The sequence below is a fragment of the Lysobacter xanthus genome (assembly GCF_047159895.1).
Genome location: NZ_BAAGAB020000019.1, coordinates 1 through 25,587, shown reverse-complemented (window position 1 = coordinate 25,587; position 25,587 = coordinate 1). Strand labels below are relative to the sequence as shown.

The following is a 25,587-nucleotide window of genomic DNA, read 5'->3' as shown; positions in this document are numbered from 1 at the left end:
TCAGTCGGAATCCGGGGAAAGGTTGTCGCGCACGCGGGCGAGGAGGTCCATCAGGCGCGCCCGCTCGTCGTCGTCGAGGCCCGCGGTCGCGCGCTCGTGCACGCGGCGGCCGCAATCGCTGATGTCGCGCCACAGCACACGCCCGGCGTCCGTCAGGTCGACGTGCAACGCGCGGCGGTCCTGCGGGTCGGTGACGCGGGCGACGAGGCCCTGCGCCACGAGCTTGTCGAGCACGCGGGTCATCGCGCCGGGATGCAGCTGCGCGGCGCGCGCCAGCTCGCTGGCGCCGGCGCGGCCGGCGGCGAGCGTCTTCAGGGTGATGTACTGGCTGAAGTTCAGCTCATGGCCCGCGGCCGCGAGTTCCCGTTCCATGCGTGCCCACATGGCGTCGCGAACCTGCCTAAACAGGAGGCCGAGGGTGGAGCCGTTGCAGGAGGCGGCGTTCATGGCCGAGCACTCTATGTGCGTCGGCAATAGTTGTCAATGCAATTATTGCGGGTGCGCGTAGTTGGCTGGGCGTCAGCCGACCGGCCGGTGGAGGATCAGCTCCAGCACGCCCTTGCTGCCGAAATACGCCAGCACCAGCAGCGCCATGGCGCCGAGCGTCCAGCCGGCGGCCCGCGCCCCCCGCCAGCCCGAGCGGCGCCGGCCGTACAGCAGCGCGCCGAAGGCCAGCCACGACAGGATGCTCAGCACCGTCTTGTGCACCAGGTGCTGGGCAAACAGGTTCTGCACGAACAGCACGCCGGTCAGGAGCGTCGCCGTCAGCAGGCCGAAGCCGACCGCGATCGTGCGGAAGAGCAGGGCCTCGAGCTGGACCAGCGGGGGCAGCGCACGTAGCCATCCGTGGAACTCGCGACGGCGCAGCGCCCGTTCCTGCAGCCAGAGCGTCACGGCAAGCAATGCGGCCACGGCCAGCGTGGCGTAAGCGAGCAGCGCGAGCGCCGCGTGCAGTTGCTGCTGCCAGTCGAGCCGCATCGGCGTTCCATGCCCGTAGGCGCGGAACGCGGCCAGCATCGCGGCCGCCAGGGGGAGCGCGAACATCGCGAGCGCCGACATGCGCTCCCGTCGCGCGACCCCGGCGGTCAGCGCCGCCATCCCGAGCCCCACCAGCGACAGCGCGGCGAAGAAGTGCAGGTCCGGCCCGCCCACTTCCTTCCACGCGGCGATATGCGTCGTGGCGTGAAGCGCCATCGCGAGCGTCGCGGGGATGCGCCAGCCGTCGCCGGGCGCCGCCGGATCGGCGTGCAGCGCACGGGCGAGCAGGGCGGTGGCGACCAGGTAGAGAAGGACGGACAGGACGACGAGCGCGAGCATCATGCGCCCAGTGTCGCACAGCCGTTCCGCGGCCCGCGGGCCCGTGGCGGCTATACTTCGCGACCGTTTTTCGCGTCGGCCGAGCCATGTTCGAATCCCTGTCCCAGCGCCTCTCCGGCACCATCGAGCGCTTGCGCGGCCGCGGTCGCCTGACCGAGGAGAACATCCGCGAGGCGCTGCGCGAGGTGCGTATCGCGCTGCTGGAAGCGGACGTCGCGCTGCCGGTCGTGCAGGCGCTGGTCGAGCGCATCAAGACGCGCGCGGTCGGGCAGGAAGTGCTGAAGTCGCTGACGCCGGGCCAGTCGCTCATCAAGGTGGTGCGCGACGAGCTCACCGCGGTGATGGGCGCGCAGGCCGCTGACCTCAACCTCAACGTTCCGGCGCCCGCCGTCATCCTCATGGCCGGCCTGCAGGGCGCGGGCAAGACGACCACCGTCGGCAAGCTCGCCAAGCACCTGAAGGAACGCCGCAAGAAGAAGGTGATGGTGGTGTCCGCCGACGTCTACCGTCCGGCCGCGATCGAGCAGCTCCGCCAGCTCGCGGAGCAGGTCGACGTGGCCTTCTTCGCGTCGGATGCGTCGCAGAAGCCCGAAGCGATCGTGCGTGCCGCGATCGACGACGCACGCAAGTCGTACGTCGACGTGCTGATCGTCGACACCGCGGGCCGCCTCGCGATCGACGAGGCGATGATGGCGGAGATCAAGACGCTGCACGGCGCGGTGGATCCGGTCGAGACGCTGTTCGTCGTCGATTCGATGACCGGCCAGGACGCGGCCGTCACCGCGAAGGCCTTCGCCGAGGCGCTTCCGCTCACCGGCGTGGTGCTGACCAAGACCGACGGCGACGCGCGCGGCGGCGCGGCGCTGTCCGTGCGCTACATCACCGGCCGTCCGATCAAGTTCATCGGCACCGGCGAGAAGCCCGAAGGCTTGGACGTTTTCCATCCCGACCGCATCGCGAGCCGCATCCTCGACATGGGCGACGTGCTGTCGCTCGTCGAGCAGGTCGAGCAGCAGGTCGACAAGGACAAGGCGCAGAAGCTCGCCGAGAAGGTCGTCAAGGGCAAGAAATTCGACCTCAACGACATGCGGGACCAGCTCGAGCAGATGCAGAGCATGGGCGGCCTGCACGGCCTGATGGACAAGCTCCCGGGCATGGGCCAGGTGCCCGCACACCTGAAGGAGCAGATCACCGGCAAGGAAGTGCCGCGGATGATCGCGATCATCAACTCGATGACGAAGAAGGAGCGTCGCAACCCGGCGCTGCTCAACGGATCCCGGCGCGCCCGCATCGCCAAGGGCGCGGGCCTGACCCCGGCCGACGTGAACAAGGTGATGAAGCAGTACCAGCAGATGGAAAAGATGATGTCCAAGCTGGCCGGCGGCGGCATGAAGGGGCTCATGCGCGGCATGAAGGGCATGATGGGCGGTCGCGGCGGCATGCCGTTCCGCTGAGCAGCGGGCCTGCCGCGACGCGTCGCAATCGGACGACGCAGGTGTAAATCCGCGCACGCTGTCGCAATTGCGTTAACTCCGTCACATAATGTGGGCACGGTACGGCACGGTTTGCCGGCCGACGGGGTTGGAACAGGAATTGCACGCGCACGGGAGTGCGCGGCGCCGCCGCGTGCAGGAATGCACCTGACATGGGGAGCGCGGAAGCGCGATGCACGACATTCTTCTGGTATCCGGGACTCGCCCGGAGATCATCAAACTTGCGCCGGTCTATCACGAACTCCGCCGGCGCGACTGGGCGCGGGTGAGCTGGCTGCACACGGGCCAGCACGGCGAGATGGCCGGTCCGATCCTCGCGAGCTTCGGCATCAGGCCGGACTACGCCTTTGAACGGCACGGCTCGACGCTCGACGAGTTCAGCGCGCAATGCCGCGAGCAGCTCGCGGGCGTCATGCGCGAACGCGCATGGAGTTCCGTCATCGTGCAGGGCGACACCGAGAGCACGTTCCTCGGTGCACTCGCCGGCTTCTACCATCGCGTGCCGGTCTCGCACGTCGAGGCCGGGCTGCGCACGCACAACCTCGATCGCCCATTCCCTGAAGAAGGGCTGCGGCAGATGATCAGCCGGATCGCGCGGCATCAGTTCGCGCCCACGGCGCGTGCGCGCGACATGCTCCTGCGCGAGGCGGTGCCGGAATCCCACGTCGAGGTGACCGGCAACACGGTGGTCGACGCGCAGAAGTGGCTGATCGAGCAGCGCGGCCTGCAGCGCCGCCGGTCGGGTCGCGGCCATATCCTGGTGACCGTCCACCGCCGTGAGAACTGGGGCGACGACGTCGCGCAGATCTGCCATGCGGTCGCCGACATCGCGATGTGCTATCCGCAGTCCGACATCCTGTTTCCCGTGCACCTCAATCCTGTGATCCAGGGGCCGGCGCGCGACATCCTCGGTGGACTGCCGAACGTGCGCCTGACCGCGCCCCTCGACTATCTCGAGATGCAGCAGGCGCTGATCGATTCGTGGCTCGTGCTGAGCGACTCGGGTGGATTGCAGGAGGAGGCGCCGACGTTCGGCGTCCCGCTTCTCGTCCTGCGCGAGGAGACCGAGCGCCCGGAGGCCGTCGAGGCCGGCTGCGCGCGCATCGTCGGCACCGACCGCGAGCGCATTTTCGCGCAGGTCTGCGACCTCTGGGACAACGACACGGCCTACGCGGCGATGCATCGCGTCGCCAATCCCTTCGGCGATGGCCGCGCCAGCGAGCGCATCGCCGACCGTCTCGCCCGTTCCTTCGGGCTCGTCCACGACGAGCGCGAGGCGGCGGCGTGATCGGTGCGCTCACCGACGTCCTGGGAACCTACCTCTACGTCCTGAAGTTCATCGCGATGGGCACGGCGGTGCTGCTGATCATCAGCGGCATCGACGATCTGTTCATCGACGTCGTGTACTGGGGGCGCCGGATGCTTCGCGCGGTGACAATTTACCGGCGTCACTCGCGGGGTGGTTTCGACCTGCTGCAGGGAGCGCCGGAGAAAGCGCTCGCGATCATGGTCCCCGCGTGGCAGGAGACCGGCGTGGTCGGTCCCATGGCCGAGCTCGCGGCATCGACGCTCGACTACGAGAACTACCACATCTTCGTCGGCACCTATCCGAACGATCCCGACACGCAGCGGGAGGTCGACGCCGTGTGCGCGCGGTTCCCGAACGTGCACAAGGTGGTCTGCGCGCGGCCCGGTCCGACGAGCAAGGCCGACTGCCTCAATAATGTGCTCGATGCGATCCTGCAGTTCGAACGGCAGGCGAAGTTCGAGTTCAGTGGCTTCATCCTGCACGACGCCGAGGACGTGATCAGCCCGCAGGAACTGCGGCTGTTCAACCACCTCGTCGACCGGAAAGACCTGATCCAGGTGCCGGTCTATCCGTTCGAGCGGCGCTGGACGCACTTCACCAGCATGCACTACATCGACGAGTTCGCCGAGCTGCACGGGAAGGATCTCGTCGTGCGCGAGGCGCTCGCGGGGCAGGTGCCCAGCGCGGGCGTCGGCACGTGCTTCAGCCGGCGCGCGATGCTGGCGCTCATCGCGGACGGCGACGGCATCGCATTCGACGTGCAGAGCCTCACGGAGGACTACGACATCGGCTTCCGCCTGAAGGCGAGGGGCATGAGCGAAGTCTTCGTGCGCTATCCGGTGTGGAACGGGGAGGACGAGCCGCGCCGCTTCGGCCGCAGCCGCGACCAGGCGAGCGTCGTCTGCGTGCGCGAGTACTTCCCCGACACGCTCGGCACGGCCGTGCGGCAGAAGGCCCGCTGGATCATCGGGATCGTCTTCCAGGGATATCGCACCCACCGCTGGACGCGGAATCCGATCGTCAACTACTTCCTCTGGCGTGACCGTCGCGGCGCGATCACCAACTTCATCAGCTTCTTCGCGATTTTGATCCTCGGCCAGATGCTGCTGCTCGGCCTGTTGCAGATGCTGCCCGGGGCGCCACGGTTTCTGTCGATCTTCGAGCAGGATCGCTGGTTCCAGGTCGTGCTGACGATCAACTTGGCGTTGATGGCGAACCGCATCGCACAGCGCCTGTTCTTTGTGTCCCGCTACTACGGACTCGGGCAAGCACTGCTGTCGCTGCCCCGCCTGATGTGGGGCGCCTTCATCAACTTCCTGGCGAACGTGCGCGCGATCCGGCAGATCATCCAGCAGGGTGATCCGCGGCGCGTCGCCTGGGACAAGACGACGCACGATTTCCCGACCGTCGGCACCACCCGCCGTTCGCGGCGACCGCTCGGCGAGATCCTGGTCGAGCAGGGTGCATTGACGCCGGCCCAGCTGGAGCAAGCCCTGGCGGACACCGTTCCCGGGCTCCGGCTCGGCAGCGCGCTGGTGCATTCGCGGTTGATTTCCGCAGGCCAGCTGGCCGGGGCACTCGCCGTGCAGAACGGCGTCGAGGCGGAATCGATCGAGCCGTACGCGCCCTCCGCGTCGCTGATGGCCTCGATGGAGCGCGACGTCATGCTCCGCTACGGGATCCTGCCGTTGCGCGAGGAAGGGCCGACGCTCGTCGTCGCAAGCGAATGGGCGATCGATCCCGTGTCGCTCGCTGCGCTCTCGCGCCGCCTGAAGCGCCCGGTTCGCTATGTGATCGCGCACCGTGGCGAAGTCGTGGTCAACACGCGATGCCTGCTCGCCGACGACGATGCGAATCCACGCATGCGCCTGGCGCGCTGGGTGCGGGAGGGCCGCGTCGCCGCCTCGGAGGCCGAGCCGCTGTGGCGACGTTACGTCAACGAGCAGGTCTCCCTCGGTGAATTGCTGATGTCGCTCGGCCATGTCGAGCCCACGGCCTTCCGCGCACTCATGCTGCGGTTCGGCCATTCCATCCAGTTGGGCGAATTCCTCGTGCGCAATGACGTCATCACCGAGGACGTGCTCCGTCGTGCACTGAGCCTCCAGCAACGGCTGCAGCCGACCCTCGAGGCCGTGGTCGAGCCGCTCGCGCGACAGGTACTTGAAGCGCCCGCGGAGCCCGCGGCATGAGGTGCCTCGCGTTGCTCAGCGTCGCGCTCGCGGCGGCACTGCCCTTCGCTGCGCGCGCGGCCGAGCCGATCGATCTGGGTCCGGGCGTGAGCGACTACCAACGCTTCATGGTCTATCCGCATCTCCAGCGGGCGTTCGAAGCGCAGGCGCGCGGGGACTTCGACGCGGCGATCGACGGCTTCCAGCGCGCGCGTTCGTATGCGCCGCGCAGCGCGAACGTCGCACTCTTCCTTGCCGACGCGTATCGCCGCGCGGGGCGTCCGGCGCTCGCCGAGCGGGTGCTTGCAGAGCAGCGTCGGTACACGCCTGGGGATGCGCGCCTCGCAGCGGCACCGACGCCGATGCGGGCTGCCGCTGCATCGGCGCGCGCGCTCCCGCCGACCCTGCCTGCGTCGCCGGCCGTTCCGGTAATCGCGCCTCGACCCGCCGTCACCAGCCCGCGGAACGCGCGCGCAGCGGTCGTCGGGCCTAAGGCGACGAGACCGCCGACGGCCGAATCCGACCGGCGTCTGGCCTCCGAGATTACGGCTGCCCTCGAGACGGGCGACGCCGCTCGCGCCGACCGGCTGCTGGCGGGCGTACCGTCCACCTCGTTTCCGGAAGCACGCCTCGCCACCGATCTCGCCCTGGGTCGTCGCGAGGCCGCTGCACGACGTGCCGTGGCGCTGGTCCGGGCGACGCCGTCCGATGCGGCGCTGTTCGATCGCGTCACCTATCGTCTGGTCGCAGCGGGCGAGGGCACCCTCGCCGCGCGTCTGCTTCTCGACGCCTGGCCGTCGCCGGTGGCGTCCACGCCCGCGCTGGTCACGCGCCTGGCGGCGTTGATTTCCAGTGATCCGTCGCGGGTGACGCCCGACGATCGCATCCGGCTCGCGGCCGCACCGGCCGTCGCCGGAGCCAAGGTCGAGCTTTCCGCAGCCCTCGGCGACTGCGGTACCGCCACGCGCGTCGCAGCCGAGGCCGACGCGGTGACCGCGGCCGGCTGGTCCGCGCTCGCGTCGTGCACCACGTCGGATCGCGCCGCGATGCTCGACGCGCTCAGGACGGCGGTCGCCAAAGGCGCCGACGCAACCGCGTTGCGCGCGTTCGCGTACCGCGCCTTCGAGGCCCGCGAGTACGCGGCCGCGCTCGATGCCTGGCACGCGGTGCCGTCGGCACAGCTCGAGCCGGACCACCTGCTCGCAGCCGCCACCACCGCGGTGGCCGCGAATCGCGCGGCGGATGCGGGGATCTGGCTCGATGAGTACGAACGTCGCGGTGTGCCGCAAACCGACGCCTACTGGTGGCTGCGGGCGGTGTCGCTCGGCGGAAGCGCCGGTGAACGTGCGGCGATCGACCATGCGATTTCGTTCCGTGAGGACGCGCGCTACCTCGCGCGGCGCGCGCAGCTGCAGTCAGCGGCCGGCGAACGCGATGCCGCGGTCGCCAGCCTCGAGCGCGCGCACGCGCTCGCACCTGACGACGAGGCGATCGCCGCGTCGCTCGGCTACGCACTCATCGCGGTCGGACGTGATGGGGATGCCCTGCCGCTCCTTGCGGCGTACCGGACGCGCCATGCCGAGCAGGCACCGGTCGCCGAGGACCTCGCGGAGCTCCATCGTCGGCTGTTGCAGCCCGATGCGGCGCGAACGATGGCGGCCACGGCGATCGACTTGCTCGGTCCCGATGGCGATCCCGATCGCGTGTTCCGCCTTCGCCGCCTGTACGAGCAGCTTGGCCGCACCTGGACGGTGAGCGCGGACGCGACGCTCGGCAATGCGGTCGCGGGCACCAACACGACGATTCCGGGTGGCGCCTACCGCAGCTATGCGCAGGTCGAGGCCGCTTACCGCTTCGGGCAGGTCCTGCAGCGGCCCGATCGCGACGCGCTGTCCGCCTATGCCCGCATCTTCGCCGGGGCGCAGGGCGGTGGCGTGTGGCCGGACGACCTGCCGACGCTGGGCGTCGGGCTCCGCTGGAAGCCGTTCGAGACGCGCGTCCTCTACGTTGCGCTGGAACGACAGATCGCGCTCGACATGCGCGATGCGAGAGACGACGACACGCTGCTGCGTGTAAGTGCGGCGCCGCTCACGGATCCGCGAATCGGGGACGACTGGCATGCCTCCGGTGCGGGATGGTGGTCACACACGATCTATCTCGATGCCGCCCACTATCTGCGCAGGGGAGACAGCGCGGCAACCGCGGACTACCAGGTCGGACACCACTTCAAGCTCGGCGACGGCGAGACGCTCCAGCCGTTCGCGCGCGCGCAGTGGAATGGACGTTGGCAGGACGGCGGATTCGACAGGGATGCGAGGCTCGGACTCGGGCTCCGGTGGAACCGGTGGTATGGCGGCGATGCCCACGAGGCATGGCCGCATCGCCTCGTGATCGGCCTCGAACTGCAGAACGCGCTGACGACCTATCTGCCGGAACGGCGGACCCTCTTCGTCAACGTCGGAAGCTACTGGTAGCCATGATCAGACTTGCGCTCGCCCTGGTGCTCGGATTCCTTTCCTTTACCAGCAGCGCGCAGGTCGCGATGATCTACCAGCCGCAGCTGCGCGACATGCAGGTCGCCGAGGCGGCGTGGCCGGGTGTCTTCGAACAGACGCGGCAGCAGGGCTTCGACACGATCGTCCTGCAATACACCCGTTACGGCAGCGCGTTCGGCTCGCGGTCCGAGCAGGACTGGCTGCGTCGACGCATCGCCGATGCCCGGGGCAAAGGGCTGCGCGTGGTCGTCGGCCTGTATGCCGACCCCGACTTCTTCAATGCGCAGTACCAGTCGGGCGCCGCACTCGACACCTATCTAGCCCAGCTCCGGCAGCAGGACATCAAGCTGGCGAAGCAATGGGTGGCGACCCTCGGGGCGACCGCCATTTCCGGCTGGTACCTCTACCCCGAAGTGGACGACCTGCGCTGGCAGGATACGGCGGCGCGGCGCAGCCTCGTCGACCACCTGCGCAAGGAGCGGCAATCGCTCGCGTCCATCGCGCCCGCGGCCGTGTTCATCTCGTCGTTCTTTGCCGGGAACAGCGCGCCGGCGCCGTACCACGACCTCGTGATGGCGGTGCAGCGCACGGGCGTCCGCGTCTGGGTGCAGGACGGCGCCGGCACCGGCGTGTTGTCGGCCGAGCAGCGGGCGCAGTACGTCGACACCTTGTCCCAGTGCACCTACGGGCCGGCCAATGGCCTGGTGTTCGAGATCTTCCGGCAGACCAGCACCGGGTCGGCACCCTTCACGGCCGCCCGGCTGGGACCCGCCGAGGAGGCCGCGGCACTGGCGCAACGGGCCGCCTGTGGCGGCGCCAGCGTGTTCTTCGAGCAGCGCTACCTCAACTCGATGGCCGGAACGCTGCCGCTCTGACGGGGCGCCGCCGCCCCGGGTTTCCCCGCGCCGGAATTCACGCTAAAATCGCGGGCTTACCCTGCCACTCCGGCAGCTGGGCAACACGAGAACCTCATGGTCAAGATCCGTCTTACCCGTGGCGGCGCCAAGAAGCGCCCCTTCTACCACATCATCGTCACGGACAGCCGCAGCGCCCGCGACGGCCGCAACATCGAGCGCGTCGGCTTCTACAACCCGGTGGCTTCGGGTAACGACAAGCGCGTCGAGCTCGACGTGGCCCGCATCCAGCACTGGATCGGCAATGGCGCGCAGATGACCGACAAGGTCGCCGACCTGTACAAGCAGGCGCAGAAGGCGCAGGCCGCGGCCTGATGACCTCGCCCGTGCCTGGCGCGGGCGGTGGCGAGACGCAGTCCCCGGGGCGCCGCATCCTTGTCGCAAGGGTGATCGGCGCCTTCGGCGTTCGTGGGGAAGTGAAACTCGAGAGCTGGACCGAGCCGCGCTCGGCCCTGTTCGGCTACCGGCCGTGGATCCTGCGCGACGCGCGTGGCGTCGAGCGCGAATTGATGGGCGTTCGCGGCCGCATGGTCGGCAAGGGCGTGGTCGCCGAGATCCCGGGCGTCGACGACCGCGACGGTGCCGAGGCGATGCGCGGCACCGAGGTCTGGGTCCCCCGGTCGGCGCTGCCGAAACCTGCCGATGGCGAGTTCTACTGGACCGACCTGGAAGGCCTCGCGGTCGAAACCGTCGACGGGCGGTCGCTGGGCCGTGTCGCCCACCTGTTCGCCACGGGTGCCAACGATGTCCTGGTGGCACGCGACGGCGAGCGCGAGTGGATGATTCCGTTCGTCCGCCCGCAGTACGTCACGGCCATCGACCTGGACGCCGGCCGCGTCACGGTCGACTGGGACCCGGATTTCTGAGTGGGTGCGGCGTCTGCCGCCCCGCGCCACCGCTGCCGGACCGCCGCATGCGCATCGACGTCGTCAGCCTGTTTCCCGAATTCGTCGCCCAGGTCGCCGGCTTCGGCGTGGTCGGGCGTGCGGTCGAGCGTGGGCTGCTGTCGATTCACGGCACCAACCCGCGCGACTTCGCGGAAGGGAACTACCGGCGCGTGGACGATCGCCCGTTCGGCGGCGGCCCCGGCATGGTGATGCTGATCGACCCGTTGCGGCGCGCCCTCGACGCGGCGCGGAACGCCGGCGAGGGCGCGGCGCGGGTCGTCTACATGAGCCCGCAGGGCGCCCGGCTCGACCAGGCGACGGTGCGCCGCCTCGCCGCGGAACCCCGCCTCGTGCTGCTCTGCGGCCGCTACGAGGGCGTCGACGAACGGCTGCTGCGCGCGGAGATCGACGAGGAGATCTCGATCGGCGACTACGTGCTTTCTGGCGGCGAGCTCGCCGCGGCCGTGGTGATCGATGCGATCGCCCGCCTGCAGGACGGCGTGCTCAACGATGCCGAATCGGCGGTGCAGGACAGCTTCGAGGACGGGCTGCTGGACTGCCCGCATTACACGCGGCCGGTCGAGCACGCCCTGGGCACCGTGCCGGACGTGCTGCTCTCGGGGGACCACGCCCGGATCGCCCGCTGGCGCCGGATGCAGGCGCTCGGTCGGACGGCGGAGCGACGCCCCGATCTCTTGGACGGCCGGGCGCTGTCCAAGTCGGACGCGGCGCTGCTCCGCGAGTACCGTGAAGCGGCGGACGAGGGTGCTTCCCCGTCGGCAGCACCGGGGGCCGGGTCCGAGCGGGCTAAGCCCTAGCCCCACAACGGGTTTTCACGCTACAATCGCAGGCTTCGCTCCACCAGCCGGCACGCGGGTCCACGCGCACTCGCGGCTCTACAACGACTCCAACAGGCCCAAGCCCATGAACAAGCCGTCCCTGAACACGCTGCTCCAGAACTTCGAAGCCGAGCAGATCACCCGCCAGCTCCCCGACTTCAGCCAGGGCGACACCATCGTCGTCAACGTGAAGGTCAAGGAAGGCAACCGCGAGCGCGTGCAGGCCTACGAAGGCGTCGTCATCGCGATCAAGAGCTCGGGCCTGAACTCGTCGTTCACCGTCCGCAAGATCTCGCACGGCTTTGGCGTCGAGCGCGTGTTCCAGACGCATTCCGCCACGATCGACTCGGTCGACGTGAAGCGCCGCGGCAAGGTTCGCGCCGGCAAGCTGTACTACCTGCGTGGCCTGCAGGGCAAGAAGGCGCGCATCAAGGAAGACCTGGCCGGCAACGCCAAGGCCAAGGCCGCTGCGGCCGCTGCTGCACAGCAGTAAGCGCCGCCCCGTGACATCGCGACGGCCGCCTTCAGGCGGCCGTTTGCGTTTGGTGGTACGCGGACCGGCGGCCTGCGTTCATCCTCGTCGGCACGTGCGCGGCATCATCGGCATTCCCCATCCTTCGACCGCGCATGACCGATCCCGCCGCTTCCGTCCGACTCGACCAATGGCTCTGGGCCGCGCGCTTCTTCAGGACGCGCTCGCTCGCCAAGCAGGCGATCGAGACCGGCCGTGTCGACATCGACGGGCAGCGCGCGAAGGCCTCCCGCGCGGTGCGCACCGGCGACCGGCTCGGCATCACGCGCGGCGATGAGATTTTCGAGGTGGATGTCGTCGGCCTTAGTACCGTTCGCGGCGCAGCGCCTGTCGCGCAGGCGCTCTATGCTGAAACGGAAGCGTCCGCGAAGCGCCGCGAAGAGGCCCGCGCACTGCGCGCCGCGCAGCGCGACGGATTCCGTCCACCGGACCAGCGTCCGGACAAGCGCGCGCGGCGTCTGATCCGCGCGCTCGGCGACATCGACCTCGCCTAAGCCGCGCGTTCACAGCAGCGGACGGGGGCTCCGCATCTCCGCCGTCTGCGTCGGCAATGCACCGGCGCCCGTGCCGCCGAAATCCTGCAGGTCGACATCGCCGTCGCCGTCGCGATCCAGTGCGGCGAGGGACGGATGGACATCACCGCGCGTGCGCAGCGTCGTCACCTCGTCGTCGAGCGCCGAGCGCAGCCCTTCGGGGGACGGCTGCGGCGTGCTAGGGCCGTCCGCACGCCGCGGCGTGAACAGGCGACGCGCCAGGTAGGCCATCACGACGGGTGCGAGCAGACGCAGCAGCATCCCGCCGCGATCGGTGCCCAGTCCGGTCGCATTGCCGACGGCGTCCGCCGCGGTCGGTTCGCGACGTCCGAAGAGATGCCCGAGGATGCCGGCACCGGCGCCGCCGCCGGCGAGCGCCGTGCCCAGCGCGTTGGCGGGATCGATTCCGCGATGGTCCACCTCGAGGGCCGACAGCAGCGACTGTGCCCCGTCGCCACGCTGCGTATTGCGGTGCATGGCGCCCAGCAGGACGGGCAGCGCCGTGGCGACCGCCTGCATCGTGGATTCGGGCGCCAGCCCGAGCTGCTGCGACAGTTGCTGCACGGGCGCGCCACGCAGCTGGTCGAGAAGGTCGTCGAACAGTGGTCCGTTCATGGGGAGTCTCCGGTGATCCGCCACAGCTAGCCATGCGTCGGATCGACGGTCCGTGACGGCTACGCGCTGCGCTGGCCGAGGTGCTGGCGGACATCGTCGACCTCGACGCCGACCGCGCTGACGGCCTCCCGCAGGTCGTCGGCCGAGCTGCCCAGCTCGCGGCACCAGTACTCCAGTTCCTGGTCATTGTGGACATTGACGCGTGCGGCGTCGTTGGGAATGCGATGGGCCATGTGCACCTCGTCTCGATCAAGGCGAGGACATCACGTCCGACGTCGCGCCGGCGACAACACGGGCGCGGGCACGGACCGCATGCCGAACGCTCGGGTGTGCGGCAATGGTCCCGGGGCCGGGCGAGGCCGGACGCGCGCGTCGACACTACCGGCGGCTTCCCGCGGACGCCGACGGCGCTTGCGGCGCCTGTCGCCGGCAGGAACAATTCCCGAAACGGGGAGATTTGGCATGAGCGGACGCACCGACCACGCCCTGGAACGGCTGGTCTTCTTTTCGGACGCCGTGTTCGCCATCGCGATCACGCTGCTCGTGATCGAGGTCCACGTGCCCGAGGTCGCGCCCGGCAGCGGCAATGCGGCCTTCGCGCAGGCGCTCGTCCACCTGATCCCGAACCTGGTCGGATATTTCCTCAGCTTCGGGGTCATCGGCGCGTTCTGGATGGGCCACCACAAGGCGTTTTCGCTCGCGTCGCGCTACTCGCCCCGCGTCGTCGGCTGGAACCTGCTGTTCCTGGGCGCGATCGCGTTCATGCCGTTCCTCACCGCGTTCATGGCGCGGTACGCGGGTGCGCGCGTCCCCGCCACGCTGTACTGGGGATGGCTGCTGCTCACCGCGCTGCTGAACCTGCGGGTCAATACGCTCGCCGTAGGCCCGGACATGCGCGCGCCGTCCACCACGGCCGACGACGTCCACCACATCCGTGGTCGTGGGCTGGGCACGATCTGCGCCGCAGTGGTGGCGCTCGCCATCGCGCAGGTCGCACCGTTCCTCGGGCCGCTCGGGATGGGCACGCTGCCGCTGTGGCGCCTGCTGTTCAACCGACTCGGGCGCGCGCGCGCGTATCCGGTGCCGGCCGCGTGATCAGGACAGCGACTTCAGGCGGTACAGCGCTTCGAGGGCCTGCTTGGGCGTGAGTTCGTCGGGGTCGATCCCGGCGAGCGCGTCGACTGCCGCCGACGACGGCGCGAAGAGATTGAACTGCTGCGGGGCGTCGAGCGTCATCGGAGTCAGCGGGGCGCGGGCATCGTCCGGCCGCTGCTGTTCGAGTTCGGCGAGGCGCGCGCGCGCCTGCTCGACCACCGCGCGCGGCAGGCCGGCGAGGGCCGCGACCTGCAAGCCGAAACTGCGATCGGCCGGCCCGTCCTTGACCGCGTGCATGAAGACCAGCTTGTCCCCGTGCTCCACCGCGTCGAGGTGGACGTTCGCGATCCCGCTGCCCGGTTCGGCCAGGCGGGTCAGCTCGAAATAGTGGGTCGCGAACAGCGTGTATGCGCGATTCACTGATGCGAGGTGCCGCGCGCAGGCCTCGGCGAGCGCGAGGCCGTCGTACGTCGATGTGCCGCGCCCGATCTCGTCCATGAGCACCAGGGACTGGTCGGTGGCGTGGTGCAGGATGTAACTCGTCTCCGCCATCTCGACCATGAAGGTCGACTGCCCCCGTGCGAGGTCGTCGCCAGCGCCGATGCGGGTGAGGATGCGGTCGATCGGACCGATCGTCGCCGTCGCCGCCGGCACGAAGCTTCCGACATGCGCCAGCAGCACGATGAGTGCGTTCTGTCGCATGTAGGTCGACTTGCCGCCCATGTTCGGGCCGGTGATCACGAGCATGCGGCGACCGGCATGGTCGGGCGCGCAGTCGAGGATCAGGTCGTTCGGTTCGAACGGCGCATCGCGCACCGCTTCGACTACCGGATGCCGGCCGCGCTCGATGCGGATGCCCGGATGCTCGGCGAGCTCGGGCATCGACCAGTCGAGCGTCTGCGCTCGCTCGGCGAAGGCCGCGAGGACGTCGAGCTCGCTGAGGGCTCCGGCGCAGTGCTTGAGCGGTTCGAGGCGTTCGTTGAGCACGTCCAGAAGCTGCTCGTACAGCAGCCGCTCGCGCGACAGCGAGCGCTCGCGCGCGCTCAGCACCTTGTCCTCGAACTGCTTGAGTTCTTCGGTGATGTAGCGCTCGGCGCCCGTGAGCGTCTGGCGCCGCGTGTAGTGCGCGGGCGCCTTCGCGGCCTGGCCCTTGCTGACCTCGAGGTAATAGCCGTGGACGCGGTTGTAGCCGACCTTCAGCGTCGCGATGCCGGTGGCTTCGCGCTCGCGCGCCTCGAGGTCGATCAGGAACTGGTCGGCATGGGTCGACAGCCGGCGCAATTCGTCCAGTTCGTGGTCGTAGCCCTCGGCGAAGACGCCGCCGTCGCGCGCGAGCACCGGCGGATGCGGGACCACGGCCTCCGCGAGGTGCGTGGCCATCGCGTCGTGCTCGCCGAGGGCGTCGCGCAGGCTCTGCAGGCGCGGCGCATCCAGCGGGGCGAGCATGTCGCGCAGCGCGGGCAGCATGGCGAGCGCATCGCGGAGGGTGGACAGATCGCGCGGTCGCGCGCTGCGTAGAGCGATGCGCGCCAGGATGCGCTCGATGTCGCCGACCGCGCGCAGGCGTTCGCGGATGGCGTCGTCCGCGCGACGGTCGATTAGCGTCGACACCGCGTTGTGCCGCAGTCGCAATGTCGTGCGGTCGCGCAGGGGGCGGTGCAGCCACCTGCGCAGCAGGCGGCCGCCCATCGGCGTGACCGTCGAATCGAGGACGCCCAGGAGCGTGTGCCGCGTGTCACCGTCGACGCGCGTATCCAGTTCGAGATGCCGGCGCGTCGCCGCGTTCATCGCGATGGCGCCGTCGCCGGACTCGAGCGCGATCGACGTCAGGTGGGGCAGGCGTTGCTTCTGCGTCTCTTCGACGTAACCGAGCAGCGCCGCCGCGGCGGCGACGGCCAGCGGGCGATCGTCGATCCCGAAGGCGGAGAGATCGTGCACCTCGAAGAAGCGCAGCAGCTGGCGACGCCCGCTGTCGAGGTCGAACAGCCAGGGCGCGCGGCGCCGCAGGCCGACGCGCGTCGCCACGCAGGCGGGCAGGGCATCCTCGTCGGGGCACAGCACCTCCGCCGGGTCGAGGCGCGCGATTTCCGCCTCGAGCTGGTCGTCGTTCGCCACCTCGTTGCAGAGGAACCGGCCCGCGGCGAGGTCGGCCCACGCGAGGCCCCAGCCGTTCTTGCCGCGGGCGACGGCCATCAGCAGCGTGTCGCGGCGTTGGTCCAGCAGGGCCTCGTCGGTCACCGTGCCCGGCGTGACGATGCGGACGACCTTGCGCTCGACGATGCCCTTCGCTAGCGCCGGGTCCCCGATCTGCTCGCAGATCGCGACCGACTCGCCGAGCGCGACCAACCGTGCGAGGTAGCCCTCGGCGGCGTGGTAGGGCACGCCGGCCATCGGGATCGGCTGGCCGGCGGACGCACCGCGCTGGGTCAGGGTGATGTCCAGCAGCCGCGCCGCCTTGCGGGCGTCATCGTAGAACAGCTCGTAGAAGTCCCCCATCCGGAAGAACAGCAGCACGTCCGGGTGCTCCGCCTTGCAGGCGAAGAACTGGCGCATCAGCGGCGTATGGGCGTCGGCGGCGGGCTGCACGCGGTGGGGGCTCGGGCGGAGGCCGGCGGTGGGCCGGCGGGCCGGGATTATGACAGCGGCGGCTCCGGTGGCCGCCGTATTGCGACGTACAAGTCGTGATACGGTCGTCCGCAAATCGGGCGGGGGGCGCCCGATACACCAGCGGGCAGCACATGCGTTCCAGTCGTCCGCACCGAAACGTCCTGACACTCGCCGTGGCCGTGGCCTTGTTGCCCGGCTTCCCCGCCCTGGCGCAGCAGTCGCCTGCCGCGACCGCCGTCGCCGAGGACGAACCCACCACGCTCGATTCGATCAAGGTCACCGCGCAGAAGCGCGAGGAGGCGCTGCAGGACGTGCCGATCGCCCTGACGGCACTGCCCGAGCGCCTTCTGCGCGACACCGGCGTGCGCGACATCAAGGACATGCAGATTCTGGTGCCGGGCCTGACCGTGACCAGCACGCAGAGCGAGGGGCAGACCACCGCGCGCATCCGCGGCATCGGCACGGTCGGCGACAACGCGGGCCTCGAGTCCTCGGTGGGCGTGGTCATCGACGGCGTGTACCGGCCGCGCAACGGTGTCGGCTTCGGCGACCTCGGCGAGATCGAACGTATCGAGGTGCTCAAGGGCCCGCAGGGCACGGTGTTCGGCAAGAACACATCGGCAGGCGTCATCAACGTGATCACCCGACGCCCCAGCTTCGATACCCGCGTCGAGGGCGAACTGTCCGTCGGCAACTACAACGCGGTCGGCGTGTCGGGCGCGTTCAACACCGCGCTCGGCGAGAACGCGGCGATGCGGATCTTCGCCGCCAAGCGCAAGCGCGACGGATTCAACGAGGTCCGCACCGGCGGCGGCCCGCGCGTGGAAACCGACGACGGCGACCAGAACATGCACACGCTGCGAGGGCAGCTGCTGATCGAGCCGACGCCGAACGTGAGCATCAACCTCGTCGGCGACTTCACCAGCCGCGAGGAGAACTGCTGCGTCGGCGTCACGACCGTTCGCGGTGCCACCGGCAACATCATCGATGCGCTGTCGCCCGACGAGGGCGTGGTGCGGGTCGCCGATCCGTTCGCGCGCGTCGCCTACAGCAACCGCAGCACCGAGCAGGACCTCAAGGACAAGGGCGTTTCCGCCGAGGTCAACTGGACTACGCCGTGGTTCGGCGGCGCCACGCTGACGTCGATTTCCGCGCGCCGGAAGTGGCAGTCGATCAACGGCCTGGACTTCGACTTTTCCTCCGCCGACATCCTGTACCGCAATCCACGCGAGGACGAGGCCTTCACCGCATTCGACACGATCAGCCAGGAACTGCGCCTCACCGGCTCCACGTCTCGCGTCGACTGGATGGTCGGCGGCTTCTTCTCCGACGAAGACCTGCGCCGCAACGAGGCCTACCAGGTCGGCGCCGCGTACGAGCCCTATCTGTCGGTCGCGCTCCTCTCGCTCGTGAACCCGGCGCTCGGCACCTCGCCGACGGCGCCCCTGTTCCTGTCGCAGGCCACCGGGCGACCGTTCGGCACGGTGTTCGCCGGCACCGGCGCGAAGGACACGTACGCGCAGAACGCGCGCACGTCCGCACTGTTCACCAACAACACGTGGCATGCGAGCGAGGCCCTCGACCTCACCCCTGGCGTGCGTTACACCAACGAGTCGAAGCAGCTCGACTCGCGCTACACCAATCCGAACGGCGGGCTCGGCTGCGCCTCCTACTTCGGACCGAACGGGCAGGTGAGCCCGGCGGCGATCGGTCGCATCGCGGCCGCGCTCACCGGCCGCGGCGTGCCCTTCGGCTCACTGCCGGCGGCGCAGCAGCAGTCGATCATCAGCAACATCGTAGGCTTCAGCTGCCTGCCGTGGACCAACCCGCTGCACAACGGCCGCGTGACCCGGCAGGAGCGGGACGAGAAGGAGTGGTCGGGCACGTTCAAGGCCGCGTACCGCTGGAATCCGAACGTGATGACGTACCTGTCGGCGGCGCGGGGCTACAAGGCGGGCGGTTTCAACCTCGATCGCGTGCAGTCGAACAACGGCCTCTCCAGCGGCGCCCAAGGCGTCGTTCCGGTCAACGACACGTCCTTCCCGGGCGAATTCGTCGACAGCTACGAGCTCGGCGCCAAGACCACCTGGGCCGACGGCAACCTGCTGCTCAACGCCACGGCGTTCCACCAGGCGTATTCCGGCTTCCAGCTCAACAGCTTCCTCGGCACGAGCTTCGTCGTGCGGTCGATTCCCGAGGTCGTCTCGAAGGGCGTCGACGCGGAAATCCTGTGGAAGCCGTCGCGCAGCCTGATGCTGCAGGGTGGCCTGACGTACGCGGATACCCGCTACGGCGACGAGGTGCCGGGCGGGGACTTCGTCGCGCCGACGGGCAACCTGTACAAGCTGCCGGGAAGTCGGATCAGCTTCGCCCCGTACTGGTCGGGCTCGGCGTCGCTCACGTGGGAGCACGCGCTGCCTGCCGACCTCACGGGCCGCTTCAACATCGGCGCGAAGTACATGTCGGACCACAACACCGGTTCCGACCTCGATCCCGAGAAGCTCCAGAAGGCCTACACCGTTGTCAACGCCCGCTACTCGCTTGGCGCCCGGAACCGTGCGTGGGCGCTCGAGTTCTGGGCGCAGAACCTGTTCAACCAGGACTACGTGCAGGTGGGCTTCGACGCGCCACTGCAGAACGTCTCGCCGGCGCCCGGCAATCCGTTCAACTCCTACAACGCGTTCCTCGGCGCGCCCCGCACCTACGGCGTCACGCTGCGGGTGCGGTACTGAGGGTCGCTGGCCATAATGGCCGCATGAGCCTGCCCAGTGACGACGAACTGCGCCGCCTGGCCGAGACCCTCGGTCAGGCGGCCCGTGACCACCACCTGAGCCTCGCCACCGCGGAGAGCTGCACCGGCGGCTGGATCGCGAAGATGCTGACCGACGTCGCCGGCTCGTCCGGCTGGTTCGACTGCGGCATGGTCGTCTACAGCTACGAGGCCAAGCAGGCGCTGCTGGGGGTCAATCCGCACACCCTCGAGGAGCATGGCGCGGTCAGCCGCGAAACGGTCGTCGAGATGGTCTCCGGCGCGCTGGTGCATTCGGCCGCCACCCTCGCGGTGGCGGTCACGGGGATCGCCGGGCCCGGCGGGGGTACGGCCGACAAGCCGGTCGGCACCGTCTGGATCGCCTGGAAGCGACGCGGCGGCTACCCGCACGCCTCCGTCCACCATTTCGACGGCGACCGAGAGGCCGTCCGCCGGCAGACGGTCGCCACGGCGCTGCGAGGCCTGATCGAGCACGCCGTCTGACGAACGGTCTTGCGGTGGGCGCCGTCATTAGTAGTATTGCTACTAATGAACCTCACCGACACCCAGCAGGCGATCCTCGAGATGATCGCCGAGCGCATCGAGGCCGACGGCGTGCCGCCGTCGCAGACGGAGATCGCCCAGGTCTTCGGCTTCAGTTCCGTCCGGGCCGCCCAGTACCACCTGCAGGCGCTGGAGCAGGCGGGCGCCATCCGCCGGGTGCCCGGGCAGGCGCGCGGCATCCGCCTGGTGGCGACGCCCAACCGGCCGGCCGCGAACGCCCCGGACATGCTGCACCTGCCGGTCCTCGGCCAGGTCGCGGCGGGTCTGCCCATCGGCGCCGATATCGGCTCGGACGACATGGTGCTGCTCGACAAGAACCTGTTCGCGCCGGCGCCGGACTACCTGCTGCGGGTCAAGGGCGACTCGATGCGCGACGAGGGAATCTTCGACGGTGACCTCATCGGCGTGCATCGCACCAACGAGGCGCGCTCGGGGCAGATCGTCGTCGCGCGTATCGACGATGCGATCACCGTGAAGCTCCTGAAGATCGCCAAGGACCGCATCCGGCTGCTGCCGCGCAATCCGGACTTCGACCCGATCGAGGTCACGCCGGACAACGATTTCGCGATCGAAGGGCTGTACTGCGGCCTCGTGCGGCCGAACCGTTGAAGCGCGGCGATTCGGGCAATTCCGACAGCCGCCGCAGTGGCCGCCCGACGGCGCGCGCCGGCCGCTCATCGCAGAGTTCAGCTGCCGATGCCATCGTCTCAACCCCTGCGATGTCCGGCACCGAGAATCCCCTTACACCAATGAACACCAGGAACCCGTCAATGGATGAGAACAAGAAGCGCGCACTTGCAGCCGCTCTCGGCCAGATCGAGAAGCAGTTCGGCAAGGGCTCGGTCATGCGCATGGGCGACCGCGCGGTCGAGGCCGTGGAGATCGTGGGCACGGGTTCCCTGATGCTCGACATCGCCCTCGGCATCGGCGGCCTGCCGCGCGGACGCGTGGTCGAGATCTACGGCCCGGAGTCCTCGGGCAAGACCACGCTCACGCTGCAGGCGATCGCGGAATGCCAGAAGAAGGGCGGCACCGCGGCGTTCATCGACGCCGAGCACGCGCTCGACCCGATCTACGCGGCCAAGCTCGGCGTCAACGTCGACGACCTGCTGCTTTCGCAGCCCGACACCGGCGAGCAGGCGCTCGAGATCGCCGACATGCTCGTCCGGTCCAATGCGGTCGACATGGTCGTGATCGACTCCGTCGCCGCGCTGACCCCGCGTGCGGAAATCGAAGGCGAGATGGGTGACCAGCTGCCGGGCCTGCAGGCCCGCCTGATGTCGCAGGCGCTGCGCAAGCTCACCGGCAACATCAAGCGCTCGAACACGCTGGTGATCTTCATCAACCAGCTCCGCATGAAGATCGGCATCATGATGCCGGGCCAGAGCCCGGAGACGACCACCGGCGGCAACGCGCTGAAGTTCTACGCGTCCGTCCGTCTCGACATCCGTCGCATCGGCTCGATCAAGAAGGGCGACGAGATCATCGGCAACCAGACCCGCATCAAGGTCGTCAAGAACAAGCTGGCGCCTCCGTTCAAGCAGGTCGTCACCGAGATCCTGTACGGCGAGGGCATCTCGCGCGAAGGCGAGCTGATCGACATGGGCGTCGATGCCAAGCTCGTGGAGAAGTCGGGCGCGTGGTACAGCTGCGATGGTGAGCGCATCGGCCAGGGCAAGGAGAACGCCCGACAGTTCCTCAAGGAGAACCCGGCGATGGCGGCCAAGCTCGAGGCGGCCCTGCGCGAGAAGTTCGTGCCGCAGGAGATCAATCCGGCCGAGGCCGAGGCCGACGCCTGATCGACGCGATGGTTCGACCACGTGCCCCACGTGATCGCGAAACGGCCCCGGGCGACGAGCCCGGGGCCGAGTCGTTTCCGCGTCCCGGAGGCGGCGACGCGCCGAGCGGCATCGTGCGGCTGTCCGACTACTTCAACGCCGAAGATTTCGATACGTCCGGCGCGACATCGCGTGCGCCGGGCAGCGTGGGCGCCAAGCGTCGCGCACCCACCCGCGCCCGTAGCGGCGCGACGGCGGGGCCGACTGCCCGCGGGGTCGATTCCATCGGCAGCCGGCGGTCCGCGCACACGCCGCCGGCTCCGCCCGGAGACGATGACGGCGCGGTGCCTGCGCTTGAATCCCCGGCGGCGGGGCAGCCACGGGGCGCCGGTCGCCCGCCCGCGTTCAACCGCAACAAAGGCGCCCGCGGCGACGACGCAGCGGCGTCGGTGGAGCTGGAGGAGGCTGGCGGCGCTGCCTATGAACCGCTGTTCGGAAACCCCGGCGAGTCCACTCGCCGGCCCAAGCGTGAGCGCAAGCCCGCGACAGCCCTGCAGCGGGCGCTCGGCCTGCTCACCCGCCGCGAGCACTCGCGCAAGGAACTGACCCGCAAGCTCGTGTCGCGCGGCGTCGACGGGGCCGAAGTCGAGGCGGCGGTCGACCGTCTGACCGGGGCCGGCTGGCAGGACGAGCGCCGCTTCGCCGACAGCCTCATCCGAAGCCGCGCGTCGACAGGCTATGGGCCGCTGCACATCCGGGCCGAGCTCGGGACCCACGATCTTCCCCCCGACGTCGGCCAGACGGCCCTCGAGGAGTTCGAGGGCGACTGGACCGAGATCGCGCGCGACCTGGTCGAGCGGCGATTCGCGCGGATCGACGACCGCCGCCTTCGCGAGCGCAAGGCTTCCGATTTCCTCATGCGCCGCGGTTTCCCCGGCGACGTGGTGCGGGCCGCGGTTCGGTTCGATCCGGAAGACTGACCGGTCCATTGGTAGGGGCTTCACGGCCCGCGCCGCCTGCTACTCTTCGGGGTCCACCTGCCGCTGCCCGGCCGCCCCACGGCGGCCGTCGGTCTGTACGGCCTCCTTCCGAATGTCGATCGCATGAAAACCACGTCCGAAATCCGCAGCGATTTCATCGAATTCTTTCGCGGCAAGGGCCACACGATCGTGCCGTCCGCGCCGCTCGTGCCGGCCAACGACCCGACGCTGCTGTTCACGAACTCGGGCATGGTCCAGTTCAAGAACGTCTTCCTCGGCAGCGAGAAGCCGGGCTACGTGCGTGCGGCCGACGTCCAGCGCTGCCTGCGCGCGGGCGGCAAGCACAACGACCTCGACCAGGTGGGTTACACCGCACGCCACCACACGTTCTTCGAGATGCTCGGCAACTGGTCGTTCGGCGACTACTTCAAGAAGGACGCGATCGCCTGGGCCTGGGAACTGCTGACGCAGGTCTGGAAGCTCCCGCCCGAGCGCCTGCTCGTGACCGTCTACCAGACGGACGACGAGGCCTACGAGATCTGGAACAAGGACATCGGCATCCCGCCCGAGCGCATCGTGCGCATTGGCGACAACAAGGGTGCGCCGTACGCCTCGGACAACTTCTGGCAGATGGCCGACACCGGCCCCTGCGGCCCGTGCACGGAGATCTTCTACGACCACGGCGCGGACATCGCGGGCGGCCCGCCCGGCTCGCCCGACGAGGACGGTGATCGCTACATCGAGATCTGGAACAACGTCTTCATGCAGTTCGACCGCCAGCCCGACGGCACGCTCGTCCCGCTGCCGGCGCCCTGCGTCGACACCGGCATGGGCCTCGAGCGAATGGCGGCCGTGCTGCAGCACGTGCACAGCAACTACGAGATCGACATCTTCGCGCGCCTCATTGCCGAAGCCGCGCGCCTCACCAACCGCACCGATCTCGACCACAAGTCGCTGCGCGTGATCGCCGACCACGTGCGCGCGTGCTCGTTCCTGATCGTCGACGGCGTACTGCCGTCGAACGAGGGCCGTGGCTACGTCCTGCGTCGCATCATCCGTCGCGCCATCCGCCACATCTGGAAGCTCGACGGTCTGAAGGCCGACGGCACGTTCTGGAAGATGGTCGGCACGCTGGTCGAGGTGATGGGCGATGCGTATCCCGAGCTGCCTGCCAAGCGCGAGCTCGTCGAGCGCGCGCTCAAGGCCGAGGAAGCTGCGTTCGCGACGACGCTCGATGCGGGCATGCAGCGGCTCGAGGGCTACCTCGCGCGCCATCACGGCCGCATCGACGGCGAGCAACTGTTCCTGCTGCACGACACCTACGGTTGCCCGCCCGACCTCATCGCCGACATCGTGCGCGAGCGCGACGGTGCCGAACTCGAACCCTCGGCCATGGAGGACTACGAGCGCCTGATGGCCGAGCAGCGCGAGCGCGCACGCGCGGCCGGCAAGTTCGGCAATGCGTCGACGCTGCCGGCCGAGCTCGCCGCCCAGCTGCCCGCGACCGAATTTCTCGGGTACGACAAGCTCGTCGATGGCGGTCTCGAAGTACTCGCGCTGCTGCGCGACGGGCGCCCGGTCGACGCGGTCGAAGCGGGCGAGGAGGCTGTGGTCATCCTCGACCGCACGCCGTTCTATGCCGAGAGCGGCGGCCAGGTGGGCGACGCGGGCGAGCTGGATGCGCAGGGCGTGCGCTTCGTCGTGCGCGACACGCTGAAATTCGCCGGCCAGTTCCACGGTCACCTCGGCAGCCTGCAGTCGGGGCGCCTCGCGAAGGGCGACCGCCTGATGGGCTCGGTCGACGCGGCGCGTCGCGCCGCCACCGTGCTGAATCACTCGGCCACGCACCTGCTCCACGCGGCGCTGCGCGCGGTGCTGGGCGAGCACGTCGCGCAGAAGGGGTCGCTGGTCGCACCGGATCGTCTGCGCTTCGACTTCTCGCACTTCCAGCCGATTTCGGCGGCGGAACTCGCGGAAATCGAGCGTCGCGTGAACGCCGAGATCCGGTCGAACCACGGCGTCGACATCCACCACATGGACATGCAGGAAGCGCTCGAATTCGGCGCTCTTGCACTGTTCGGCGAAAAGTACGGCGACCGCGTGCGCGTGCTGCGCATGGGCGAGGCGTCCACCGAACTCTGCGGCGGCACGCATGTCGCGCGGACCGGCGACATCGGTCTCTTCAAGATCCTGTCGGAAGGCGGCGTATCGGCCGGCGTCCGTCGCATCGAGGCCGTCACGGGGCAGGGCGCGCTCGATTTCGTCGCTTCGGAGCTGCATCGACTCGACGAGGCCGCGCGCCTCGTGGGCGTTCCACGTGCCGAAGTGAGCGACAAGCTCCGTGCGCTGCTGGACCGCCAGCGTCGACTGGAACGCGAACTCGAATCACTGAAGGCCAAGGCCGCGTCGGGGGCTACCGCGGACCTGGCGTCGGGCGCCGTCGACGTGGACGGAATCAGGGTCGTCACGGCCCGTCTGGAAGGCTTCGACGCCAAATCGCTGCGGGATGCGGTGGATCGGCTAAAGCAACAGCTGGTCGATGCCGTTGTTGTTCTCGCGGGCGTGCAGGACGGGAAGGCGTCGCTCGTCGCCGGTGTCGGCGGCAGCGCGCTCGGTCGGGTCAAGGCGGGCGATCTCCTCGGCGAAGTGGCGAGGCGGATCAACGGCAAGGGCGGTGGCCGGCCGGACATGGCGCAGGGCGGTGGCGAGGAT

At 69.4% G+C, this 25,587-nt stretch carries 22 protein-coding genes; 17 read left to right on the top strand and 5 right to left on the bottom strand.

The window, feature by feature from the left end:
* Positions 1–447 carry a MarR family winged helix-turn-helix transcriptional regulator gene (locus ACY35P_RS07165; RefSeq protein WP_462115145.1) on the bottom strand — a complete coding sequence of 149 codons (447 nt, stop codon included), beginning with the start codon at positions 445–447 and terminating at the stop codon, positions 1–3.
* A 72-nt stretch (positions 448–519) separates the two neighbouring features.
* Positions 520–1,317: a cytochrome C assembly family protein gene (locus ACY35P_RS07160; RefSeq protein ID WP_462115161.1), complete on the bottom strand. Its 798-nt coding sequence runs from the start codon at positions 1,315–1,317 to the stop codon at positions 520–522.
* Positions 1,318–1,403: 86 nt separating this feature from the next.
* On the opposite strand from ACY35P_RS07160, the gene ffh reads away from it, so the two are divergent.
* The 10 genes from ffh (at position 1,404) to ACY35P_RS07110 (ending at position 12,448) form a co-directional block, all read left to right on the top strand.
* Positions 1,404–2,771: a signal recognition particle protein gene (gene ffh / locus ACY35P_RS07155; protein WP_462115144.1), complete on the top strand. Its 1,368-nt coding sequence runs from the start codon at positions 1,404–1,406 to the stop codon at positions 2,769–2,771.
* Between the two features lie 211 nt (positions 2,772–2,982).
* Entirely contained in the window at positions 2,983–4,098 is a 1,116-nt protein-coding gene (wecB, locus tag ACY35P_RS07150; protein ID WP_462115143.1) for a non-hydrolyzing UDP-N-acetylglucosamine 2-epimerase, read from the top strand.
* Positions 4,095–6,308, top strand: a complete 2,214-nt coding sequence (locus tag ACY35P_RS07145; protein WP_462115142.1) for a glycosyl transferase family protein — start codon at positions 4,095–4,097, stop codon at positions 6,306–6,308. Before wecB ends, ACY35P_RS07145 begins: the two co-directional genes overlap by 4 nt.
* Positions 6,305–8,761, top strand: coding sequence for an NfrA family protein (locus tag ACY35P_RS07140; protein ID WP_462115141.1), 2,457 nt, complete (start codon positions 6,305–6,307; stop codon positions 8,759–8,761). Before ACY35P_RS07145 ends, ACY35P_RS07140 begins: the two co-directional genes overlap by 4 nt.
* A gap of 2 nt (positions 8,762–8,763) precedes the next feature.
* On the top strand, positions 8,764–9,657 hold the full coding sequence (locus ACY35P_RS07135; protein WP_462115140.1) for a DUF4434 domain-containing protein: 894 nt from the start codon (positions 8,764–8,766) through the stop codon (positions 9,655–9,657).
* A 96-nt stretch (positions 9,658–9,753) separates the two neighbouring features.
* Entirely contained in the window at positions 9,754–10,011 is a 258-nt protein-coding gene (gene rpsP / locus ACY35P_RS07130; RefSeq protein WP_462115139.1) for a 30S ribosomal protein S16, read from the top strand.
* A complete protein-coding gene (gene rimM / locus ACY35P_RS07125) occupies positions 10,011–10,562 on the top strand; it encodes a ribosome maturation factor RimM (RefSeq protein ID WP_462115138.1) in 552 nt (183 codons plus the stop codon). The genes rpsP and rimM overlap by 1 nt, the downstream gene beginning before the upstream one ends.
* 47 nt (positions 10,563–10,609) lie before the next feature.
* Complete coding sequence (trmD, locus tag ACY35P_RS07120) at positions 10,610–11,401, top strand: tRNA (guanosine(37)-N1)-methyltransferase TrmD (protein WP_462115137.1); 792 nt, start codon at positions 10,610–10,612, stop codon at positions 11,399–11,401.
* Positions 11,402–11,507: 106 nt separating this feature from the next.
* On the top strand, positions 11,508–11,915 hold the full coding sequence (gene rplS / locus ACY35P_RS07115; RefSeq protein WP_462115136.1) for a 50S ribosomal protein L19: 408 nt from the start codon (positions 11,508–11,510) through the stop codon (positions 11,913–11,915).
* 134 nt (positions 11,916–12,049) lie between these two features.
* Positions 12,050–12,448 (top strand): RNA-binding S4 domain-containing protein, encoded by a 399-nt coding sequence (locus ACY35P_RS07110; protein WP_462115135.1) that lies wholly within the window; start codon positions 12,050–12,052, stop codon positions 12,446–12,448.
* Between the two features lie 9 nt (positions 12,449–12,457).
* On the opposite strand, the gene ACY35P_RS07105 is transcribed toward ACY35P_RS07110, so the two are convergent.
* Positions 12,458–13,102, bottom strand: coding sequence for a DUF937 domain-containing protein (locus ACY35P_RS07105; RefSeq protein WP_462115134.1), 645 nt, complete (start codon positions 13,100–13,102; stop codon positions 12,458–12,460).
* A gap of 59 nt (positions 13,103–13,161) precedes the next feature.
* Positions 13,162–13,335: a DUF3606 domain-containing protein gene (locus tag ACY35P_RS07100; RefSeq protein ID WP_462115133.1), complete on the bottom strand. Its 174-nt coding sequence runs from the start codon at positions 13,333–13,335 to the stop codon at positions 13,162–13,164.
* A gap of 229 nt (positions 13,336–13,564) precedes the next feature.
* Between ACY35P_RS07100 and ACY35P_RS07095 the strand changes: the two genes are divergently transcribed.
* The gene (locus ACY35P_RS07095; protein WP_462115132.1) at positions 13,565–14,197 is read left to right on the top strand and encodes a TMEM175 family protein; all 633 of its coding nucleotides are present in this window, start codon (positions 13,565–13,567) and stop codon (positions 14,195–14,197) included.
* On the opposite strand, the gene mutS is transcribed toward ACY35P_RS07095, so the two are convergent.
* Positions 14,198–16,750, bottom strand: coding sequence for a DNA mismatch repair protein MutS (gene mutS, locus ACY35P_RS07090; protein ID WP_462115160.1), 2,553 nt, complete (start codon positions 16,748–16,750; stop codon positions 14,198–14,200).
* 185 nt (positions 16,751–16,935) lie between these two features.
* Between mutS and ACY35P_RS07085 the strand changes: the two genes are divergently transcribed.
* The 6 genes from ACY35P_RS07085 to alaS all read left to right on the top strand — a co-directional run.
* The gene (locus ACY35P_RS07085; RefSeq protein WP_462115131.1) at positions 16,936–19,536 is read left to right on the top strand and encodes a TonB-dependent receptor; all 2,601 of its coding nucleotides are present in this window, start codon (positions 16,936–16,938) and stop codon (positions 19,534–19,536) included.
* A 23-nt stretch (positions 19,537–19,559) separates the two neighbouring features.
* Positions 19,560–20,057, top strand: a complete 498-nt coding sequence (locus ACY35P_RS07080) for a CinA family protein (RefSeq protein ID WP_462115130.1) — start codon at positions 19,560–19,562, stop codon at positions 20,055–20,057.
* A 45-nt stretch (positions 20,058–20,102) separates the two neighbouring features.
* The gene (gene lexA / locus ACY35P_RS07075) at positions 20,103–20,726 is read left to right on the top strand and encodes a transcriptional repressor LexA (RefSeq protein WP_462115129.1); all 624 of its coding nucleotides are present in this window, start codon (positions 20,103–20,105) and stop codon (positions 20,724–20,726) included.
* Positions 20,727–20,887: 161 nt separating this feature from the next.
* Entirely contained in the window at positions 20,888–21,916 is a 1,029-nt protein-coding gene (gene recA / locus ACY35P_RS07070) for a recombinase RecA (RefSeq protein WP_462115128.1), read from the top strand.
* A gap of 467 nt (positions 21,917–22,383) precedes the next feature.
* Positions 22,384–22,875, top strand: coding sequence for a regulatory protein RecX (locus tag ACY35P_RS07065; protein ID WP_462115159.1), 492 nt, complete (start codon positions 22,384–22,386; stop codon positions 22,873–22,875).
* A gap of 123 nt (positions 22,876–22,998) precedes the next feature.
* Positions 22,999–25,587, top strand: a 2,589-nt coding sequence (gene alaS / locus ACY35P_RS07060) for an alanine--tRNA ligase (protein WP_462115127.1), incomplete at its 3' end; no start/stop codon positions are given.

Bases quoted from the DNA above. Each gene is read 5' to 3' on its own strand.
- ACY35P_RS07165 (WP_462115145.1), bottom strand. From the start codon at position 447: ATGAACGCCGCCTCCTGCAACGGCTCCACCCTCGGCCTCCTGTTTAGG.
- ACY35P_RS07160 (WP_462115161.1), bottom strand. From the start codon at position 1,317: ATGCTCGCGCTCGTCGTCCTGTCCGTCCTTCTCTACCTGGTCGCCACC.
- ffh (WP_462115144.1), top strand. From the start codon at position 1,404: ATGTTCGAATCCCTGTCCCAGCGCCTCTCCGGCACCATCGAGCGCTTG.
- wecB (WP_462115143.1), top strand. From the start codon at position 2,983: ATGCACGACATTCTTCTGGTATCCGGGACTCGCCCGGAGATCATCAAA.
- ACY35P_RS07140 (WP_462115141.1), top strand. From the start codon at position 6,305: ATGAGGTGCCTCGCGTTGCTCAGCGTCGCGCTCGCGGCGGCACTGCCC.
- ACY35P_RS07135 (WP_462115140.1), top strand. From the start codon at position 8,764: ATGATCAGACTTGCGCTCGCCCTGGTGCTCGGATTCCTTTCCTTTACC.
- rpsP (WP_462115139.1), top strand. From the start codon at position 9,754: ATGGTCAAGATCCGTCTTACCCGTGGCGGCGCCAAGAAGCGCCCCTTC.
- rimM (WP_462115138.1), top strand. From the start codon at position 10,011: ATGACCTCGCCCGTGCCTGGCGCGGGCGGTGGCGAGACGCAGTCCCCG.
- trmD (WP_462115137.1), top strand. From the start codon at position 10,610: ATGCGCATCGACGTCGTCAGCCTGTTTCCCGAATTCGTCGCCCAGGTC.
- rplS (WP_462115136.1), top strand. From the start codon at position 11,508: ATGAACAAGCCGTCCCTGAACACGCTGCTCCAGAACTTCGAAGCCGAG.
- ACY35P_RS07110 (WP_462115135.1), top strand. From the start codon at position 12,050: ATGACCGATCCCGCCGCTTCCGTCCGACTCGACCAATGGCTCTGGGCC.
- ACY35P_RS07105 (WP_462115134.1), bottom strand. From the start codon at position 13,102: ATGAACGGACCACTGTTCGACGACCTTCTCGACCAGCTGCGTGGCGCG.
- ACY35P_RS07100 (WP_462115133.1), bottom strand. From the start codon at position 13,335: ATGGCCCATCGCATTCCCAACGACGCCGCACGCGTCAATGTCCACAAT.
- ACY35P_RS07095 (WP_462115132.1), top strand. From the start codon at position 13,565: ATGAGCGGACGCACCGACCACGCCCTGGAACGGCTGGTCTTCTTTTCG.
- mutS (WP_462115160.1), bottom strand. From the start codon at position 16,750: ATGCGCCAGTTCTTCGCCTGCAAGGCGGAGCACCCGGACGTGCTGCTG.
- ACY35P_RS07085 (WP_462115131.1), top strand. From the start codon at position 16,936: ATGCGTTCCAGTCGTCCGCACCGAAACGTCCTGACACTCGCCGTGGCC.
- ACY35P_RS07080 (WP_462115130.1), top strand. From the start codon at position 19,560: ATGAGCCTGCCCAGTGACGACGAACTGCGCCGCCTGGCCGAGACCCTC.
- lexA (WP_462115129.1), top strand. From the start codon at position 20,103: ATGAACCTCACCGACACCCAGCAGGCGATCCTCGAGATGATCGCCGAG.
- recA (WP_462115128.1), top strand. From the start codon at position 20,888: ATGGATGAGAACAAGAAGCGCGCACTTGCAGCCGCTCTCGGCCAGATC.